Annotated in this window: 10 protein-coding genes; 8 read left to right on the plus strand and 2 right to left on the minus strand. The window is 42.7% G+C overall.

Features of this window, described 5'->3' with window-relative positions:
• Nucleotides 1–9: 9 nt before the first annotated feature.
• From ACNOGP_RS04060 to ACNOGP_RS04075, 4 genes are read left to right on the plus strand one after another with little or no spacing between them, the layout of a single operon-like run.
• Complete coding sequence (locus tag ACNOGP_RS04060) at nt 10–3,489, plus strand: SusC/RagA family TonB-linked outer membrane protein (RefSeq protein ID WP_186966231.1); 3,480 nt, start codon at nt 10–12, stop codon at nt 3,487–3,489.
• Nucleotides 3,490–3,507: 18 nt separating this feature from the next.
• On the plus strand, nt 3,508–4,989 hold the full coding sequence (locus tag ACNOGP_RS04065) for a RagB/SusD family nutrient uptake outer membrane protein (RefSeq protein WP_186966230.1): 1,482 nt from the start codon (nt 3,508–3,510) through the stop codon (nt 4,987–4,989).
• 33 nt (nt 4,990–5,022) lie between these two features.
• On the plus strand, nt 5,023–6,075 hold the full coding sequence (locus ACNOGP_RS04070) for a C39 family peptidase (RefSeq protein ID WP_186966229.1): 1,053 nt from the start codon (nt 5,023–5,025) through the stop codon (nt 6,073–6,075).
• A gap of 41 nt (nt 6,076–6,116) precedes the next feature.
• On the plus strand, nt 6,117–8,687 hold the full coding sequence (locus tag ACNOGP_RS04075) for a redoxin domain-containing protein (RefSeq protein ID WP_418214128.1): 2,571 nt from the start codon (nt 6,117–6,119) through the stop codon (nt 8,685–8,687).
• Between the two features lie 154 nt (nt 8,688–8,841).
• Here ACNOGP_RS04075 and lpdA read toward each other — a convergent pair whose 3' ends face one another.
• Entirely contained in the window at nt 8,842–10,185 is a 1,344-nt protein-coding gene (lpdA, locus tag ACNOGP_RS04080; RefSeq protein ID WP_418214129.1) for a dihydrolipoyl dehydrogenase, read from the minus strand.
• Nucleotides 10,182–10,586: a PH domain-containing protein gene (locus ACNOGP_RS04085; RefSeq protein ID WP_022275818.1), complete on the minus strand. Its 405-nt coding sequence runs from the start codon at nt 10,584–10,586 to the stop codon at nt 10,182–10,184. The genes lpdA and ACNOGP_RS04085 overlap by 4 nt, the downstream gene beginning before the upstream one ends.
• Nucleotides 10,587–10,692: 106 nt before the next feature.
• Here ACNOGP_RS04085 and nadB point away from each other — a divergent pair, with 106 nt between their 5' ends.
• From nadB to ACNOGP_RS04105, 4 genes are all read left to right on the plus strand, one after another.
• A complete protein-coding gene (nadB, locus tag ACNOGP_RS04090) occupies nt 10,693–12,264 on the plus strand; it encodes an L-aspartate oxidase (RefSeq protein ID WP_007757178.1) in 1,572 nt (523 codons plus the stop codon).
• A 280-nt stretch (nt 12,265–12,544) separates the two neighbouring features.
• Nucleotides 12,545–14,101: a S8 family serine peptidase gene (locus tag ACNOGP_RS04095; protein ID WP_287664509.1), complete on the plus strand. Its 1,557-nt coding sequence runs from the start codon at nt 12,545–12,547 to the stop codon at nt 14,099–14,101.
• Nucleotides 14,098–16,401, plus strand: a complete 2,304-nt coding sequence (locus ACNOGP_RS04100; RefSeq protein ID WP_186966225.1) for a S9 family peptidase — start codon at nt 14,098–14,100, stop codon at nt 16,399–16,401. The genes ACNOGP_RS04095 and ACNOGP_RS04100 overlap by 4 nt, the downstream gene beginning before the upstream one ends.
• Before the next feature lie 18 nt (nt 16,402–16,419).
• Nucleotides 16,420–19,743 carry a SusC/RagA family TonB-linked outer membrane protein gene (locus tag ACNOGP_RS04105; RefSeq protein ID WP_418214130.1) on the plus strand — a complete coding sequence of 1,108 codons (3,324 nt, stop codon included), beginning with the start codon at nt 16,420–16,422 and terminating at the stop codon, nt 19,741–19,743.
• Nucleotides 19,744–19,753: the final 10 nt, after the last annotated feature.

Genomic DNA, 19,753 nt, shown 5'->3' on the forward strand with positions numbered 1-19,753 from the left:
CACACCGTTATGACAAGCAGGTTTATCTACAAAGGGACAATGATGGCGATTGCAATCATGCTGTCCTGCTTTTCTCCGTTGATATATGCGCAGACAACTCAACAGGAGTCGGTTACAATTACAGCAAACAAAAAATCACTAGAAAACATTTTGGAGAAATTGAGTAAACAGTACAATTACCAGTTTTTCTATAATTCTTCCTTATTAAAAGGGATCAACGTATCCGTTTCTTTGCAGAATACGGATATACACGAAGCAATGAAAGCACTTTTATCCGGTACCGGACTGCAATATCAGATTAAAGGAAAGACTATTGTCATCACGGCTATTCCACAAAAGTCTGTCAGCAAAACACTACTCAACGGACATGTGACAGACAGCGAAGGAACTTCCATTCCGGGAGTTACTATTTTCACCCAAGACAAAAGTCAAGGGGCGGTAACTGATATTGACGGACGTTTCTCTTTTCTGAAACCGTTGGAATACGGCACAGTGCTTACCTTCTCATCAATAGGAATGAAGAGTACCAACGTAGTTTATAGCGGCGAAAAGACACTGCAGGTTGTCATGGTAGAAGACGTGCAACAGCTGGATGCAGTCATCGTCACCGGTTTCCAGACAATCTCGCGTGAACGGGCAACCGGTTCAGCTACCATTGTCAACAACGACTATCTGAAAAAAATCCAAGCACCCAATTTGGGAAGTAAACTGGAAGGTAGCACACCGGGACTTACCATCTACAACGGCGACATGAGCATCCGGGGTATCTCCTCATTTTCTGTCAACTCTACTCCATTGCTGGTACTCGACGGACAACCCGTCACCGGTGTCAGTATCAACGAAATCAACCCAGACGATATCGAAACAATCACTGTACTGAAAGATGCGGCAGCCACCTCACTCTACGGTGTGCGAGCATCAAACGGTGTGATCGTAGTCACTACCAAACGGGGAACAACGAAGAAAGCGAATATCAACATCAACGCTAACTTCTATCTCACCCCGCTTCCGTCACTTAGCTATCAGCATTATGCATCTACCAGTGACATCATCGATTATGAAATAGACTACATGACCAATGATCCGACCTACCTGGATGACCCTCTTAGCTATTTCAACAATAAAAATGACATCAAGTCACCTCAATACATGAGCCAAATAAGCCGTCTTTACTACGAAATGGCACAAGGAAAAATCACACAACGGGAGGTGGATAGCAGCGTGAACGCTTTGCGCAAAAATGATTACCGAAGAGAATACCGCAAAGCTCTACAAGAGATGAAGTTTACACAAGATTATAATCTCTCTATATCCAAAGGTGGTGAACGTTCGAATATGTTCTTCTCCGCCCGTTACGAAAACAATGGTTCTTACAACAAGAATGACCGAAGTGACAAATATACATTCTACCTAAAGAATGAATTCGACCTCACTGACTGGTTCAACCTGACTGTAGGAGCTAATGCCGCCATCGGTAACACTGAATACGGACAAGCCAAATACCAAGGATATACCAATGCGATGGCTTATGACAGACTTCGTAATGATGACGGTACACTTGCCTATCTATATCCCTATAACTATTATACCTCACAGACAGTGGGAGAGACTGAAGGACTAAATTCTATGACTTACAACGCTATTGAAGAGGACATGAACAATATGCAGAAAACAAATGATCTGTATTGGAAGATGTTTACACATGCCAACTTCAAATTATGGAAGGGACTGGATTTAGGATTGAAATTTCAGTATGAAAACCGGGCACAAAACATGGAACAGTACGATGAGGCCGATTCTTATTACATGAGAGAACTGGTCAATAAATATGCCGAAACAAGTGCAAACGGATTTACCTACAATGTCCCGCAAGCTGGTCATATGCAGGAGAATCATGCACGATGGTCATACCTGAATTTCCGTGCCCAACTAGACTACAATATAACCATTAACGATAAACATGATATCACAGCTCTACTAGGTAGTGAGATACGTGAAGATAAATATCGTCGGACGCTCGGCGAACGCTACGGATATGACGAAGGTAAACTAACATATCAACAAATGGATTACGCCACATTACAGCAGGGAGTAGTCGGACAGTTAAGCACCAACCGCCAGACATTGAGCGAACTGCTGCAAGTATCGGACACACATCACCGCTATGTATCCGCCTACTTTAACGCCGGCTATTCATACGACTCCCGTTATTCCTTCAATGGAAGTGTGCGTGTAGAGCAGGCCGACCTGTTTGGCACTGATCCAAAATATCGTTACCGCCCTCTATGGTCGGTAGGAGCAAGCTGGAATATCACTAACGAAACATTCATGAAAGGGATTACCTGGATGGATATGTTGAAGTTCCGCATCACTTATGGCATCACAGGTAACGTTGACCAAAGTACTTCGCCCTACCTTCTGGGTGCTTACCTGACTTCCCCTTACAGCGGCTCCAATCTGACCAGTATCCAAACACCCCCTAACCGACTGCTCCGTTGGGAAAAGACTTCTACATTCAACTTGGGATTGGACTTTATCCTGCTTAAAAAGTTAAGCGGTAGTTTCGATTTCTATTCACGTTACAGCTCCGACCTGTTGGCCGACAAAAGCCTCGATCCCTCTACCGGATTCACAACAGCAAGGGTAAACAATGGCGCCATGCGGAATACAGGTATAGAGTTAAGTTTGACATACGACTGGCTGAAAAGTCGGGATTGGTCATTAAGCACCACGCTGACCGCTGCTTACAATAAGAATAAAATCAAAGAAGTGGGCTATATACCTACAGATGCCATTGATATGATGCAATACCCAACCAACTATTACTTGAAAGGTGACGCCTACAACTCGTTGTACGCTTATCGCTATGCCGGACTAACAGAGGATGGGAATCCATCCATATACGATACGGAAGGAAACGTGGTATCTATTCAGCCTGTACGCGATATCAATGCATTAATAGTGGCAGGGCAACTCGATCCGAAATGGAATGGAGCTTTCGATTTGTCCCTATCGTGGAAATCCCTGAACTTCTTCACCAAGATAATCTACTACACCGGTCATAGCCTGCGTGCAGACGCTACACCTCTCTATACCGGTATAGGCAACAGTACTCTTGCCGCTACCGGAGCCATCCACGAAGATATAGCCAACCGTTGGACTCCCGGCAATACCAATACGGACATCCCATCAATGAATGTCTATGGTACGGCAGGAGAAAGAGAATACCACTGGCAATACTCGGACTATAATGTAGTCACCGCTTCTTTTATTAAAATACGAAATATCGGGTTAAACTACACCCTACCTCAAGAATGGCTGGGAAAAAGCGGATTCAAAAACATAAGTCTGCGTGCACAGATCAACAACCCGTGTTACTGGGCTGCCAATAACCGTGACATCGACCCGGAATCGTTTTATGCCAACAGCGGAACCCGCACAAGCAAACTGATGCCGAGCTATATTCTGGGTATAAACATTAATTTCTAATCGAAAAAGTAACTATTTATGAAACGAATCATAATTTTAGGTTGCATTGCCGCAACGTTCACATTCTCCTCTTGCGATGACTATCTGGATATCGTCCCCAAAGGCGAAGCTGTACTCAACAAAACCAGTGACTATCTGGGACTATTGGAAGATATGTACGGCTACCCGCTTCAAACCGAATGGTATCTGTGTGGGGAAGTCACCTCACACGATATGAGCATCATCAAAAATTATACATATCCGCTGAATTCAGCTGCTTACTTCTGGAATGAAGACTTCGACCGTGCATCTTATATGACAGATACCGGCTCCAACGACCTTTATTCCGCCTGCTACAGTAAGATAGCCAACTGTAATATCATCATCGAAAACATTAATGAATCCGAAGGAAACGATGAAGACAAAACTTCTGGGATGGCACAGGCGAAGATCTTGCGTGCATACAATTATTTCTACCTGATCAATACCTACGCCAAACCTTATGATCCGCAAACCGCGGAACAGGAACGGGGAATCATCTTGCGCAAAGAGTTTGACTTGGAAGCGGAAGGGGTGCAAAGCACAATTGCCGAAGCCTACCGCCTCATCCAGCAGGATATTGAAGACGCACTACCCAACCTGCCCCACAAATCCCTCAATGTGTTTCGCCCGGACAAATCATTCGGCTACGCTCTGAAAGCTAAAGTCCACTTGTTTAAAAGAGAGATTGACGAGGCTTTGCAAGCTTCATTGGACTGTATCAAAGAGGCTGAAACAGCAGGAGGACACAAATTATGGAATATGAATACAGAATATCAGGCAGGATTGGATTATGTAATGAATGAGATGTATCAAGGTATAATGCCCGAATCAATGTTCGAATACGGAGGAGGGATGTATAGTATGTTTCGTACAGCAGCTATGAATCTTTATTTCACTCACGATTACAATGATTCCGAAAATCTGTTCTACCAACATGGACTAAACAATATGTCTCCACATCCGACAATGGTGCGCAAACCTATCATGGACCTATTTGTCCCTAAAGAGGATCTGCGCTATACATTCAATATGGGAAGCGCTCCTACCCGTCCTACAGCAGAACCAGGAAGCGTCATGCTTAACAATATGATGATCAGGTGGAACTGCGGCGGTATCAAGTTGTCGGAAGTATACCTGATGGCTGCCGAATGTTATGCCCGTAAAGAAGACAAAGGTAATGCCATGAAATACGTAAACGATATACGTAAGAACCGCATCATAAGCAAATATTATGCCGACCTCACTGCCGACACAGCAGACGAAGCCATGCAGATTGTCCGCGACGAACGTAAACGCGAACTGCTGTTAACCTGTAACGGCTTCTTCGATATGCGCCGTTTCTGTACAGAATTCAACGAAACACTGACACGTGAATATGACGGGAATACCTATACACTGAAGCCGGAATCACATCTGCTCACATACCCGTTCCCCATCGCTGCCATGCAGAACAGTAACCTGATACAGAACAGCAAATAATTTTTGATAACCCTACATTAAAATAATGAAAAGATGAAAACTTCCATACAGAAATTACTCAAAGGTATCTGTCTCGTTTGCTGTATCGGGCTTATTCTCACAGCCTGTTCCGATGAAGAAGAAGGGTTGTTTGACGGAACAGACATCACTTCCGTTTCCGTCCCCGGAACCGATGCAGGAAATAACATCGATAAGAACAACCAGACTATCACTGTCATACTCCCCGAACATACAGATTTTAGTAACGTCAAACTGAACATCAACGCTTCAGAAGGAGCTACCGTCAGCTTGGAAGAAACAGGAGAAACGATAGTGAACGGAGAAACTTCCCTCGACTTGACGAAAGGGGTAAAACTAATCGTTACGGCACAAAACAGTAATCGAGCCCATTGGGTACTTTATGCAGATAATAACGGATATACTTCTGCTTATGGACTAGGTAAAATACTAACCGATAGTAAAAGTAATAATGCCGAACGGGAGGTATATCTGGAACAACATAACAGCACGACATTCCCGAACAGTAATTGTGCTCCCACTTGTGCAGCGATGGCTATCAACTGGGCAAATCCACGTGCCCAAATGACAGTAGAAATGGCGCGTTCATTCAATAAAGATATAGAGTTATGGACGGACGATATTATAGTCCAATGCCTGGCTAGTTATGGAACGACCCACGCAGTACATGATCTCGACCTCATAAGTTGGTCGCTGGAAGTAGAAGAGATCACAAGGGGATATGGAGAACTCGTCAAAAAACTGATTGATGAAGGAAAAATCATCATCATGTCAATGAGAATGCAAGACATTACTTATATTCACGACCAGTCAGTACCCGTTCCACATACAAACACCTATTATAAAGGGGCTGAAGGCAATCATGCTATCATTATCAAAGGATACCGGATAGTAGACGGAATCACATGGGCGGAAGTATATGACCCTTGGAGTCAAGGCTATACCTATTCTGACGGAACATACAAAGGAAAAGACCGTTACTATACAATTTCAGATCTTGCCCTATCAATTAAAGGACGATATTTGGGATCGGTTATTACCGTTACATCCAAAACCGTAACAAACTAAGTCTAGACAATTTCATTATAAACATCAATCAATTATAAACGATGAAATACATCCTAATCATTCTAACAACAATCGCTTTGGTGATATTTCCATGCCAAAGAATAACTGCCTCCGGTTCCACGAACCAGAAGACAACTGTAACTTTCAATGCCCATACGGACAAGAAAGTATTCTTCCAACCCGAAAGTGATCTGGTTAAAGGGTATGAAGAAGTAAAACCGGGACAGACTTTGACTTTATCCCTTGACAAAGCCGCCTACTATTATTATGTGGACAGTCGATCCAGATTTTATACTGTGTTTTTGACACCGGGCTCAAAAACTGAAATTATCGAAAATAACGGGCAAGTGACATTCGAAGGTGATAATGCCGCAATCAACCGTTATATACAGGCACATTCCAGCGTCATCACCACGCCAAAGGAAATGGCTCTCTATTCACAGGAATGGCTAGAATATCAACGTAAGGCCATCGACCAGTTATTAAAAGAGTTACGTACATCCGGACTTCCTGAAGAATTTATACATATACACAGCATGTACTATCAGTGTAGTTATCTGTATCAACTGATCAATGGTCCACAGTCAATGCGTATTTTCCTCAATAAAGCACAAGAATTACCTGCCGGCTTTTACGATGATTTGAAAAAGAACAAATATGATAATCCTGCCATCTTATATTATCCAAAATGGTTTACACTAATGCGTGGCGACATGGAACTTAGAGAGAAGCAAGGAGACATACCGCCTCATCACCTGAATTTTCTTACCCAATATGCCACACACATAAGTAACGAAGAAGTAAAAGCTGCTTTCTTACTGCGTTCTCTCGACCAAATATTAGCAGCCGGTTATTCCGAGGATTTCCCTATTTACCAATCCGCAGTTCGAAAGGCTGTGAATAATCCGGATAGTACATTCATCAGCCAACTGGCAGAGTTAGAAACACGCTACAACGAGCTACGTTCAAAATACACCACTATCACACGTGGTAATCCGGCTCCTACATTCAGCGGAGTGGATGCCGACGGACAGACATACTCTTCAACTAACTATACAGGCAAAATAATGGTACTCGATTTCTGGTTCAGCGGTTGCATACCTTGCAAAGCGGAAATCCCTTATATGGAAAAACTAGCGGACGAACTCAAAGGTCGTAACATCCAATTCTTCAGTCTGTCACTAGATAGCGGAGAGCAGTTAATGAAAGCTTGGAAATCATTGGTAAAAGAGAAAATTGGTCCGACATTACAACTTAATATTCCCGGTGGTTTCCAATCCGAATTGGCCAAATATTTCGGTATCCGTTCAGTACCACGCATTGTCATCATTGACCAGCAAGGAAAAATTGTAGATGCATTTGCCCGCCGTCCGTCCGACCCCAAACTACGGCAACAGTTACTGGAGCTATTGGATGGAAAAATTACAGGTACGGCACTCACCAAAGAGGAAGCTACACAAACCATGATGGCAGTATCTCGCGCTGAGACAGCTGCACAGAAAGAAGAAATCATGCGATCATTCATAAAAAAGGTGCAACAGGAAAAAGCTAACTTTGCCTATCCGATGATCAATATGATGATGTCACTCACTGTAGAGGCTCTATACGTGGAAGGGCAAACGGAAAAAGCGGATAAATATGCCAACCAGTTAAAGGAGTCGGAATTTAAAAGGGATGTTCTGTTTATGTCAGGTGCCAAATGTTTTGAAAACAACGACTTAGCAACAGCAGAACGACTAATGGGAGAAGCTGCCCAAATGACATTAAAACTCAATGAGGGAAAAACGTTGACTAAAGAAGAAATTCAGAAATATCCCGTAGTATTTGGTATGTATGCAGATGTATTGATAAAAAACAAGCATATCCCCGAGGCAGCCCCTTATATCAGGCTTGCCAACGAACATGCTACGAACAGGGACTTTACAATGAATCAGAACTATGCCACTGTATTAATTTACGAGAAAAAATATGAAGAAGTAACTCCTATTCTGGAAGAATTAATTAAAAACGGAGGAAGCAATACGCAAAATATCAACTGGTTAAAAGAAGCATATGTAGCTCAAAAAGGAAACGAAAAAGGATTTGAAAAATATTTGGAGAAACTAAAGAATACCTTCCAAGAACAACTGAAAGCAAGACTGGCTCAAAAGATGGTGGAAGAAACCGCTCCGGTATTCTCTCTAAAAAACCTGAATGACGAAACCGTATCTTTGGAATCATTGAAAGGGAAGATAGTGATACTCGATTTCTGGGCAACCTGGTGTGGTCCTTGCAAAGCTTCTTTCCCCGCTATGCAAAAAGCCGCTTCCTATTTTGCAAAGGACAATGACGTGGTGTTTCTTTTCATCAATACACTTGAAAGCAAGAAAAATTTGAAAGAAATCATCAGCAAATACATGACCGAACATCAATATGACTTTAATGTACTGTTTGACACTCAAGATACAGCCACAAAAAAATATCCTGTAATGGAGAGCTACAAAGCCAAAGGTATTCCTGCTAAATTCATCATTGACAAAGCAGGAAATATCCGGTTCAAACTCGTAGGTTTCTCCGGTTCAGAAGATGAAACTGTAGAAGAAATCAAAGCGATGGTCAAACTTCTCCAATAAATTGATATCACTAACTCATATCATCCATAATCCCGGATGATATTCTATTTCTATTCAGAAATGGAAGAATCAAAACAGGATGTAGCGGAACCCCATGAATAGATTCCACTACATCCTATTTTCTTGATGATCCAAAACGGCTTATTTGGATACTTTATAATGTCTCCCGGAAAATTTCTCCTACCGTGGGATGCGGGAAAACAATCTTTTTCCATTGCGCTGCTGTCAGTCCGAGTTCAATGGCAGTCCCCGCAAGGGTGATAATCTCCGAAGCGGGATTTCCCAATACGTGAGCGCCAATCACTTGTTCTTGTTCATTCAACAGCACTTTACAAACACCATTCACTCCTTCATTTTCCGCAACAAAACGACCGGAATAGGCCATAGGAAGTTTTACTACTTTATACTGAATGCCTTTTGCAGAAGCCGATTCTTCCGTTTCGCCCACTCCGGCAATCTCCGGATTGGTATAGACAACTCCCGGAATAGCGCGGTAGCTCATAGTATCTTCTTTTCCCAAAATAGAATGTACGGCAACTTCCGCTTCGCGGACAGCCGTATGCGCCAGCAAAGAGAATCCGGTCAAATCACCGCAAACGTAGACATTAGAAAGGGATGTCTGCATTCTCTCATTTACTTTGACGGCACCACGCTCTGTCTTTTCCAAAGTCAGGTTTTCAAGTCCGAAACCTTTCGTCACAGGACGACGGCCGACACTCATCAGTAATTTCTCCGCAACAACTGTTCCGCTCCCCTCCGCATTCTCGTATGAGACAACGGTGCCTTCCTCTGTCCGTGACAAAGCAACGACCTTCGTACTAAGCAAAAACTTAATTCCCCGTTTCATATAGTCAGCACGCAACAAAGCGGAGAGTTCTTTATCCATACCGCCCAAAATCTCATCCATCATCTCTATAACCGTCACCTGTACTCCAAGACTGTTGAAGAACGAGGCAAATTCCATTCCGATCACTCCACCGCCAACGATGACAAGTGAAGCGGGCAGCTCCTTATTGTCCAATGCTTCCCTATGCGTCCAATAATCTACGGAATCGACTCCCGGAATAGGAGGGATAAAGGTTTCAGATCCTGTACAAAGTATCAGATTGTCCCCTTCATAGGTTTCTTCACCACAACGAACCGTATTTTTATCAATGATCTGTGCTTCTCCCGCCACTATCGTAACATTGTTGGAAGTCAGTTTGGATTTTACTCCCAATACCAGTTTACGCACTACTTTACTTTTACGGGCAATGATTTTTGCCAAGTCGAAAGATACCTCGGAGACATTCACCGCATACTTTGACGCATGGCGGACACCGTCATACGTCTTTGCCGAATACAATAATGTCTTGGTCGGAATACATCCTTCATTCAGACAAACACCACCCAGATTATTTTTCTCGATAAGCAATACGCTCAAACCGGCCTTACCGGCAGCTTCGGCGGCTGTATATCCGGCAGGACCGCCACCAATAATAATTAGTTGATACTTCATAGTATATAATCAGTTAATCTTTTTTCAAGCAATTCGACAAATTCCCGTTCCTTGACAGGCATCACAGAGACGAACTTACCCTTTCCATATTCTATCAACACATACTCCGTCACCGAAAAACGTCCGAACTTCATAGAGTGGCATTTCCTTATAGCGGTAATCTCAGAGATAGGAATTACTTTTTTACGGATAAAACGCCCGGTAGATATCTCCAGAATCCCGTCAGGAGTAACCGTATAGACAGTATGGATAATCTGCTCGATCACAACAATCAGCATAAGTATCAGCAACACCGCCGGCAAGATATACTTACACCACAATGCACCGACAACGTTCACAGTAAGTACTACCAACAGGAAATATTGGTACCAAGCAATACGTGCATGGAAAATTCGATTCATTTTGTCAGATTTTTGCCCGCAAGGTAGCAATTTTATGAATTAGTGACAACGAAAAGTACAACGAAGTAACTTATTTTGTAGCTTTGCGGTGAGAAATAACAAAACTATGGTAAGAAAATTCGATTTCCTCGTCATCGGCTCCGGAATTGCCGGTATGAGTTTTGCACTGAAAGTAGCGCACAAAGGTAAAGTTGCACTTATCTGTAAAGCCGGATTGGAAGAGGCCAACACTTTTTTTGCACAAGGCGGTATAGCTTCCGTAACCAATCTTGCAGTAGATAATTTCGAGAAGCACATTGAAGACACAATGATTGCCGGAGATTGGATCAGCGACCGAAATGCTGTGGAGAAAGTAGTCCGCAATGCTCCCGAACAGATCAACGAACTTATTCATTGGGGAGTAAATTTCGATAAGAAAGAAGACGGAGAGTTTGATTTACATAAAGAAGGCGGACACTCGGAATTCCGTATTCTTCATCACAAAGATAATACAGGCGCCGAGATTCAGGAGAGTCTGATAGAAACAGTAAAAAAGCACCCTAATATCACAGTATTCGAGAACTTCTTTGCCGTAGAGATCATCACGCAACACCATTTGGGAATTATCGTCACCCGTTATACACCGGGTATCAAATGCTACGGCGCATACGTGCTGAATGAAGCAACAGGCGAAGTGGATACTTTCCTTTCCAAAGTAACCGTGATGGCAACAGGTGGTTGTGAAGCTGTTTACCGTAATACGACCAATCCTTTGGTAGCTACAGGAGACGGTATTGCTATGGTTTATCGTGCCAAAGGTGCAGTGAAAGACATGGAGTTTATCCAATTCCATCCTACAGCCCTCTTCAATCCGGGGGACCGCCCTGCTTTTCTTATCACGGAAGCGATGCGTGGATATGGTGCCGTACTGCGTACACAAGACGGCAAAGAGTTCATGCAAAAATATGACTCACGGCTTTCACTGGCTCCACGTGATATCGTGGCCCGCGCCATTGACAATGAAATGAAACAACGTGGGGAAGACCATGTATTCCTCGACGTGACACACAAAGACCCGGAAGAGACGAAGAAGCACTTCCCCAATATCTATAAGAAATGTCTCAGTCTCGGCATTGATATTACCAAAGATTACATCCCTGTGGCACCCGCAGCACACTATCTTTGTGGCGGTATCACGGTCGATCTGGACGGACAATCCAGTATCCGTCGCCTATATGCATTAGGAGAATGCTCCTGCACAGGTCTGCACGGAGGCAACCGTCTGGCTTCCAACTCGCTGATAGAAGCTATTGTCTATGCCGACGCTGCCGCCAAACATGCGCTCAGTGTATTGGAACGTTATGACTTTAACGAAGATATCCCCGAATGGAACGACGAAGGAACCATCTCCAATGAAGAACGTGTACTGATTACCCAAAGTATGAAGGAAGTTAACCAGATCATGGAAGCATACGTTGGCATTGTCCGCAGTAATACCCGGTTGATACGTGCATGGAACCGACTGGACATCCTCTATGAAGAAGCCGAACGGCTGTTCAAGAGCAGCAAAGCTACCCGTGAGCTGTGCGAATTGCGTAACATGATCAATGTGGGTTATCTCATCACAAAACAGGCTATGGAACGTAAAGAGAGTCGAGGCTTGCATTACACGATTGATTATCCGCATAAAAAAGATTAACAGGAACATTCCACAACTTACAAAGTGTAAGTAGAATATTAAAAAACGCGTAAAAAGAACGATTACCTTGTTCTTTTTACGCGTTTCTAGTCTTCTATACCTATCTCATATCACATTCCTAACATACAAGTCTATAAATACAGGGTTTCACAGCTATTCCCGAATATTTATTCTTTTTATTAAATTACAGGCTGGATTTATTGTCTTTTAATTATTATATTGTATTTTTGTGCCATCATCCTATTTGCCACAGATATGGCAAATATAAAAACATGAAAGCATGGGAAAATTCAAACTACCAATCTTTTTGCTCATCCTTATAGGGATATCCGTAAACAATCTCAAAGGACAAACAACAGCGTATTCAAACTGGTACAAAGTGTATAATGATACATTGCAGGGCATAAATATGGAAAAAGCCCTACACTTTCTACAAGAAAAAAAGCTAAAACCCCACCGGCAAGTCATCGTGGGTATCATCGATTCGGGTATAGATACGACCTCTATCGATCTAGCACCCGCACTTTGGCGTAATCCAAAAGAAAAAATCGACGGAAAAGACAATGATAAAAACGGATACGCGGACGATTTGCACGGATGGAACTTTCTCGGAACTAAAGACGGGACATTCAACATGACCAGTGCCGGAACTGAAGAGTACCGCGAATTCAAACGGTTATATCCCAAATATAAAAATATCGATCCGGCAGATATACAAGATACTACTGAATATGCCTACTACGAAAAGATGAAAAAGAAGGCGGGTATCATGAGTTATATAAAATATGTGGGTTATACGGCCGCAAAAGACCAAGCATATCAGCTGATAGATTCTGTGCTGACTACTATTCCCGGAATAAATATAGACACACTTACAGTCAATGGATTAACTCATCTTCCTATTGAAGATCCGGCATGGGGCAACGCCTGCCAAACACTTTTTGTCGATATGTTCAAGAGTGGAAAAAAATCATTATGGAAAGATGTTCATAAGCAACACCGCAACACATTTGCTTTGATGCAGAAAAGATTATATGGTATCGAGCATGATGCTGACAAAAGGTTATTAATGGGCGACGACTTAAAAAATCCTTCAGACCGTTTTTACGGAAATTCGTTATTACAAGCAGAAGGATGCGACCATGGTACTTTCGTTGCAGGAGTGATTGCCGGACAAGGAATCAATAATGCTGCCATTACCGGTGTCTGGCCTCAAGCGCGGTTGATGATCATACGTGCCGTTCCTGACGGTGACGAATACGACAAAGACATTTCAACCGCTATCCGTTATGCAGTAGATAATGGCGCTAAGGTTATAAACATGAGTTTAGGAAAATACACCTCACCCGATGCCGACATGGTAAATAAGGCTATTGAATATGCTCTCAAAAAAGACGTACTTATCATCCAAGCGGCAGGCAATAACAAACGGAATATCGATCTCATCACCTATTTTCCTTCAGCAAAGGATGCGCAAGGAAAGATATTCCCTAATTACTTGAGAGTCGGTTCTTCTGACAAGAAAGGGCAACTAAGTCAGTTTTCCAACTATGGAGCAAAAGAAGTAGATGTATTCGCTCCTGGAGAAGAAATCACCTCGGTAACGGTAGGCAACAAATACATGGTATCACAAGGAACCAGTATAGCCACCCCCATAGTAAGTGGTGTAGCGGCAATGTTACGTGCCCATTTCCCAAAGCTGACGGCCACACAAATCAAAGAGATATTAATAAAGAGCGTTCGTCCGGCTGACAATTTAAAAGATCGTTGTACAAGCGGAGGAATCATTGACGCACTACAAGCAGTCAAATTAGCAACCGAATATAAGAAGAGATGAGAAAAAATACTGTCATAGGTTTTATAGGCCTGCTGTTTTGCTTATGCATACAAGCACAAGGAACATCCACATCGGTAAACAGTACTGTAAACGATGTGGACTGGGCACGTGCTGAAAAATTTTCCTCTGATGCACTGGAGCAATATATAAAAGGTAAAAGACCTTATCCCAACTGGATTGAAGGTAGTTCTTATTTTTACTATAATGTAAAAGAAGATAATGGAGTTTCTTACTATCTGGTTAATGCCAAGAATGGTAAAAAACGCAATATGATAAAGGATAACCTGCAATTCGTGCAACAATATGCAAGAATCACGGGTGACACACTCAACGCAAGGAATATACAGCTTTACGGGTATCGATTTAAGAAGAATGACTTCAACCGCTTTTATCTTGATAAAAAAGGAAAGTCTATGGTGTATGACATGCGCACCGGAATACTGACACAGATAAAGGCAGAAAACAAAAAGAAGGAACGCCCTGTTCTCAAACCATCGTACCATAGCTCTGACTCACTCTTCACTATGTTGGGATGCGGATATGACCTCTATATACGTAACAACCGTACAGGAATCATACACCGTCTGACAAAAGACGGTAAAGAGGATGCGTCCTATACTTACCGTTGCTCTAAAGACACAATAGAGTCTAACACCAAAGGATTCTGGCTGGGACACCGTTATGTCTGCCTAATGCAGGATATGAGTGAAGTAAAAGAAATCAGCCTTATCAACTCCCTTGCACGGCAACGTCCGACAACAAATACCTTCAAGATGCCTATGCCCGGTGATGCCGGAGTGCGTCAATACCGTATGTTTTGGTATGATGCCGACCATGAACAAGGGAAGATGCTACCGATTGGGAAATATCCTGACCAAGTAGTAACTTTGGACTATTTCCGTTCTCCCGAAGCTCTTTTTTTCACGCGCAGAAGCCGTAAGGGTGATAAAATAGACCTTTGCCGTATCAACGTGACAGATGGCACAGTCACTGAGCTTATCTCGGAAGAATGTGCTCCGCACATCAACTTGACCCTATCGGGCTATCGCATTATAGAGAAAGGAAAATATTTCATTTGGTGGTCGGAACGTACAGGAAAAGGTAACTATTATCTGTACAATAGTGACGGACGATTACTAAACCGCATCACACATGGTGATAACCTCGTAGCAGGCAGTATCGTACATATAGATACCTTACGAAGAAATATTATTTTTGCCGGATATGGTAACGAACCTGATACTAACCCTTATTATACCTTTTATTATAAGGCCGATTTTGACGGAAAAAAACAAACGCTGCTCACTCCGGGAAACGGTAACCACGAATTAACCCTGTCCGACGACCAACGATATGCCATCGATACATATTCACGTATGGACTTGGCGCCTGTAATGAATGTATTGTCTATCGACCGTCCCACACAATATTTTGAGGTAAATCGCATGGACGACAGCCTGTTGCGAAAAGCAGGATGGCAACCGCCTTTACTGTTAAAGTTGAAAGCGGCCGATGGGAAAACAGATCTTTACGGGCTCATGTATCTACCGTCTCAACTGGATAAAAACAAAAAGTATCCTATTATCAGCAATGTGTATCCCGGTCCCCAAGATGACCAGATTCCGCAATCATTCACACTTGACGATAATGGTAACCAATCGCTGGCTGAGCTTGGCTTTATAGTCATCAATGTGGCTCCACGTGGAAGTTCTCCTTTGCGTGGACACGATTTCTATAACTTCGGCTACGGTAATCTGCGTGATTATCCGTTGGCTGATGATAAAAGCGTAATTGAGCAGTTAGCAAAGAAATACCCGTTCATCGATCTTAACCGTGTAGGTATTTACGGACACTCCGGAGGAGCATTCCAGACAGTAGCCGCCATCCTCACTTATCCCGACTTTTATAAAGTAGCGGTAGCTGCTTCGGGCAACCATGACAACAATATCTATATCCAATGGTGGGGAGAAGCATTTCACGGACTGACCGAGAAGACTGATCCAAAGACTGGAAAAACGGTATTTTCCACCAAGATTCCGACCAATATGGAACTGGCAAAGAACTTAAAAGGCCATCTGATGCTTATCACCGGCGATGTAGATAAGAATGTCCCGCCTTCATCTACCTATCGTCTGGCAGACGCTCTGATAAAAGCCAACAAACGTTTCGATATGTTTATCCTGCCGGGGAAAGACCATGGAGTAATGTGTCCCTATTATCAGAATTTGATCCGCTACTACTTTGTAGAGAATCTCATTCAACCGGTAAAGCAACATATTGATATCATCAATCATAATTAACCCTAACTCAAAAAGCTTATGAAGTATCAGAAAACATTCAAAGCATTCGTGTTTGTCTGTCTCTGTTGCATGGCTACAATCCTGTTCGCTCAAAAGCCGCAAGGCGATGCGACCATTCTAGTGAAAGTAACCATTGTAGACGTAGACAAGAATCCCTTGCCCGGTGCAACAGTAAAAGTTACCGGTAAGGCACAGGGAGTAGTGGCTAACGACCAAGGAGAAGTTTCTCTGTGGGTAGACCGGAACACCCAGATTGAATTTAAGTATGTGGGTATGAAACCGCTATTCATGCGAGTAACCAAGCCACTGTCCGGCTATATCACATTAGAAGATGAAACCTCCGAACTAGACCAGGTAGTAGTCACCGGATACCAACGTACGACCAAACGCCGTACTACCGGTTCACTGGCAACACTGACAGCCAAAGACCTGAAAGGAGCCCCTACAGCCAATCTGGATATGTTGATGCAAGGAAAAGTTGCCGGAATGGACGTGAAAGCTGTTTCCGGTCGCCCGGGAGAATCGGCCAAAATACGTATTCGTGGTACAAACACAATTACAGGTAATGCAGAACCATTGTGGGTGGTAGACGGGGTACCTTTGCAGAAAGATATTCCAAGCATATCAAGCAGCCAAATCCGTGCAGGTGATTTCAATGAAATCTTTGCAAATGGTATCTCCGGAATTAACCCAAACGACATTGAATCTATCACAGTATTGAAGGATGCTTCAGCAACAGCCATTTATGGCTCTCGTGCAGCAGGAGGCGTTATTGTGGTAACAACCAAACGAGGAAAAGAAGGGAAAATGAGTATTAATTATTCAGCCAATGTTTCTATCGTCACAAGACCTCCGGGCAACGCTAATCTAATGAACTCCAGTGAGAAACTGGCCTGGGAGCAAGAGCTGTGGAATGAATTCTCTGCCAAAGGTTTTGCCGATAATGCTCACTATCCGGTTATTGGCGCGGTCGGCATGATTCGATCCGGATACGGGAAATACGCCAATATGACCTTAGAACAGCAAAATGCGGAAATAGCCCGTCTTGGCGAACAAACAACTGATTGGTTTGACGAATTATTTCAAAATTCAGTTTCAAACAGCCATTATCTTTCTCTCTCCGGAGGATCGGAAAAAAACTCTTATTACGTTTCCTTAGGATATTCGAAAAACAATGGACTAGTAAAAAAGACCGATTACGAACGCTACAATGTAAGTGCCAAACTTGATATGAAGCCCAACAAACGGGTGAAACTAGGTATCTCTGCTGATATGGCTATACAGGAATCCACTTCACCATCACTGAATGTTGACCCTTTCAAGTATGCCTATTTTGCCAATCCATACGAAAGAATATACAACGAAGACGGATCATATGCAGCAGACAATACATATTACAGTATAACTCATGCTAATGGTGCTTATGACAAATTATTACCGGATGGTGGATACAATATTTTCCGGGAAATCAATGAAACATCCAACGAGACCAAGAATATGTCCGCATCATTAATCGCTAATCTAAGTGTTAACATCTTAGACAATTTAAGTTTCGAAGGATTGGCCTCTTACGGATATGTAACAAATGCCTCCGATAATATCAATGGCAAAAACACATACGCCGCTTGGCAGGACCGCCCATTTGAAGGTAGTGCTAGTAGTATATCTAAGCGTACATACGGTTCCATTACTCAGACCAATGCTTATAACACCAATTACAATTTACGCGGCCAGCTCCATTATTTCAACACCTTCGGTCGCGACCATTATATAAGCGCATTGTTAGGCTCGGAGATACGAGGACAATATTCCAAAAGCATCTACGAAAAACGATATGGATATGATCCCATATCCGGTAATTCTTCTATCCCTATATATCCGGAAAGTATGGATATAGGCTATAACAACCTGATTTCGTATGCAGCCATCGTTGATCAGCTATCCGGTCAAAGTATTGTAGAAGACGCCTTCGCTTCTTTTTACCTTTCATTAGACTATGTATTCAAGCAACGTTATATTCTCAGTTTGACAGGACGTACCGATGGCTCGAATAATTTCGGTAGCAATGAACAATTCAACCCTACCGGCTCTGTCGGTTTGTCTTGGAATGTTGATCAGGAAGAGTTCATGAAACCTTTAAAACCTATTATCAGCACTTTATCTTTACGAGCTGCATTCGGATATACAGGAAACATTAATAAGTCTGTTTATCCCCAATTGGTAATGGATTATGAAACCTCATTCCGCAAAGCCGACAATGATTATTACCGCATGGGAACATTACGGAATGCCCCGAACGCCAAATTACGCTGGGAAAAAACACGCGATATGAAAATCTCTATGGATATAGGTTTTCTGAATGACCGTCTGCGCCTGCAAGGTGAACTTTATGACAGACGTACACGAGATGCCGTGACCAATGTACCGGTGGTTTACACTACAGGATTTTCATCTCAAAGTTATAACACCTCAGAGCTGCTGAATCAAGGAGCAGAAGTGACAATAAGCGCAAATGTATTGAAAACTAAAGATTGGAATCTTTCATTAACTGCCAATATTGCTTACAACCGTAATAAGTTGCTAAAATATTCCTCGCCTAATGGAAGCATTTTCAATTCTAACTACGTAGGCTACCCATTAAGTTCTATTGTCAGTGGAAAAGTAATAGGCATTGATGAGAAATTAGGAATTTATGCTTATGCCACCCGTCCGGACGTTACAATGTCTACGGAAGCAGACCGTGGTGAAGCTAAAAACTATGCTTTCTATTTAGGAACCAGTAATGCACCTACCAACGGAGGGTATTCCATCTCTTTATCATACAAGAAAATAAACCTGAGTTTAGGAGGTTCTTATTCTTTAGGAGGAAAAATACTGAACAATATCACTTGTCCGGTATCCTACACTATGCTGAATGAATCATCCTCACCCGTTGAAAGTATTCCTACACAAGAAAATGACCTGTATACCAATTTCCTGAACGTGACAAAAGACCGCGTGAATCGTTGGACAAAAGACAATCCGATAACCAATGGATACCCGCGTATCATTGATGCGTATGGAGAATATCTCGGACTGGATAATTACATGACAATCAGTAGCCAGATCACCCGTGCCTCGATGTTGGAGAAAGTATCTTATTTCAAACTCGGATCATTATTATTAAGCTATAACTTTGAAAACGAATGGCTTAAAAGAGCACGTATCAGTTCATTGGCATTGTCATTCAGTGTTAGCAATTTATTTATAATAACCAACTATTCCGGTATTGACCCCGAAACCCCAGGAGCAGTTTATCCTACTCCACGTACCTTCTCTATGGGAGTTTCTATCGGATTTTAAGAACAGAGCA

Origin of the sequence: Bacteroides difficilis, assembly GCF_048319815.1 — a bacterium.
Taxonomy (GTDB): Bacteria; Bacteroidota; Bacteroidia; order Bacteroidales; family Bacteroidaceae; genus Bacteroides; species Bacteroides zhangwenhongii.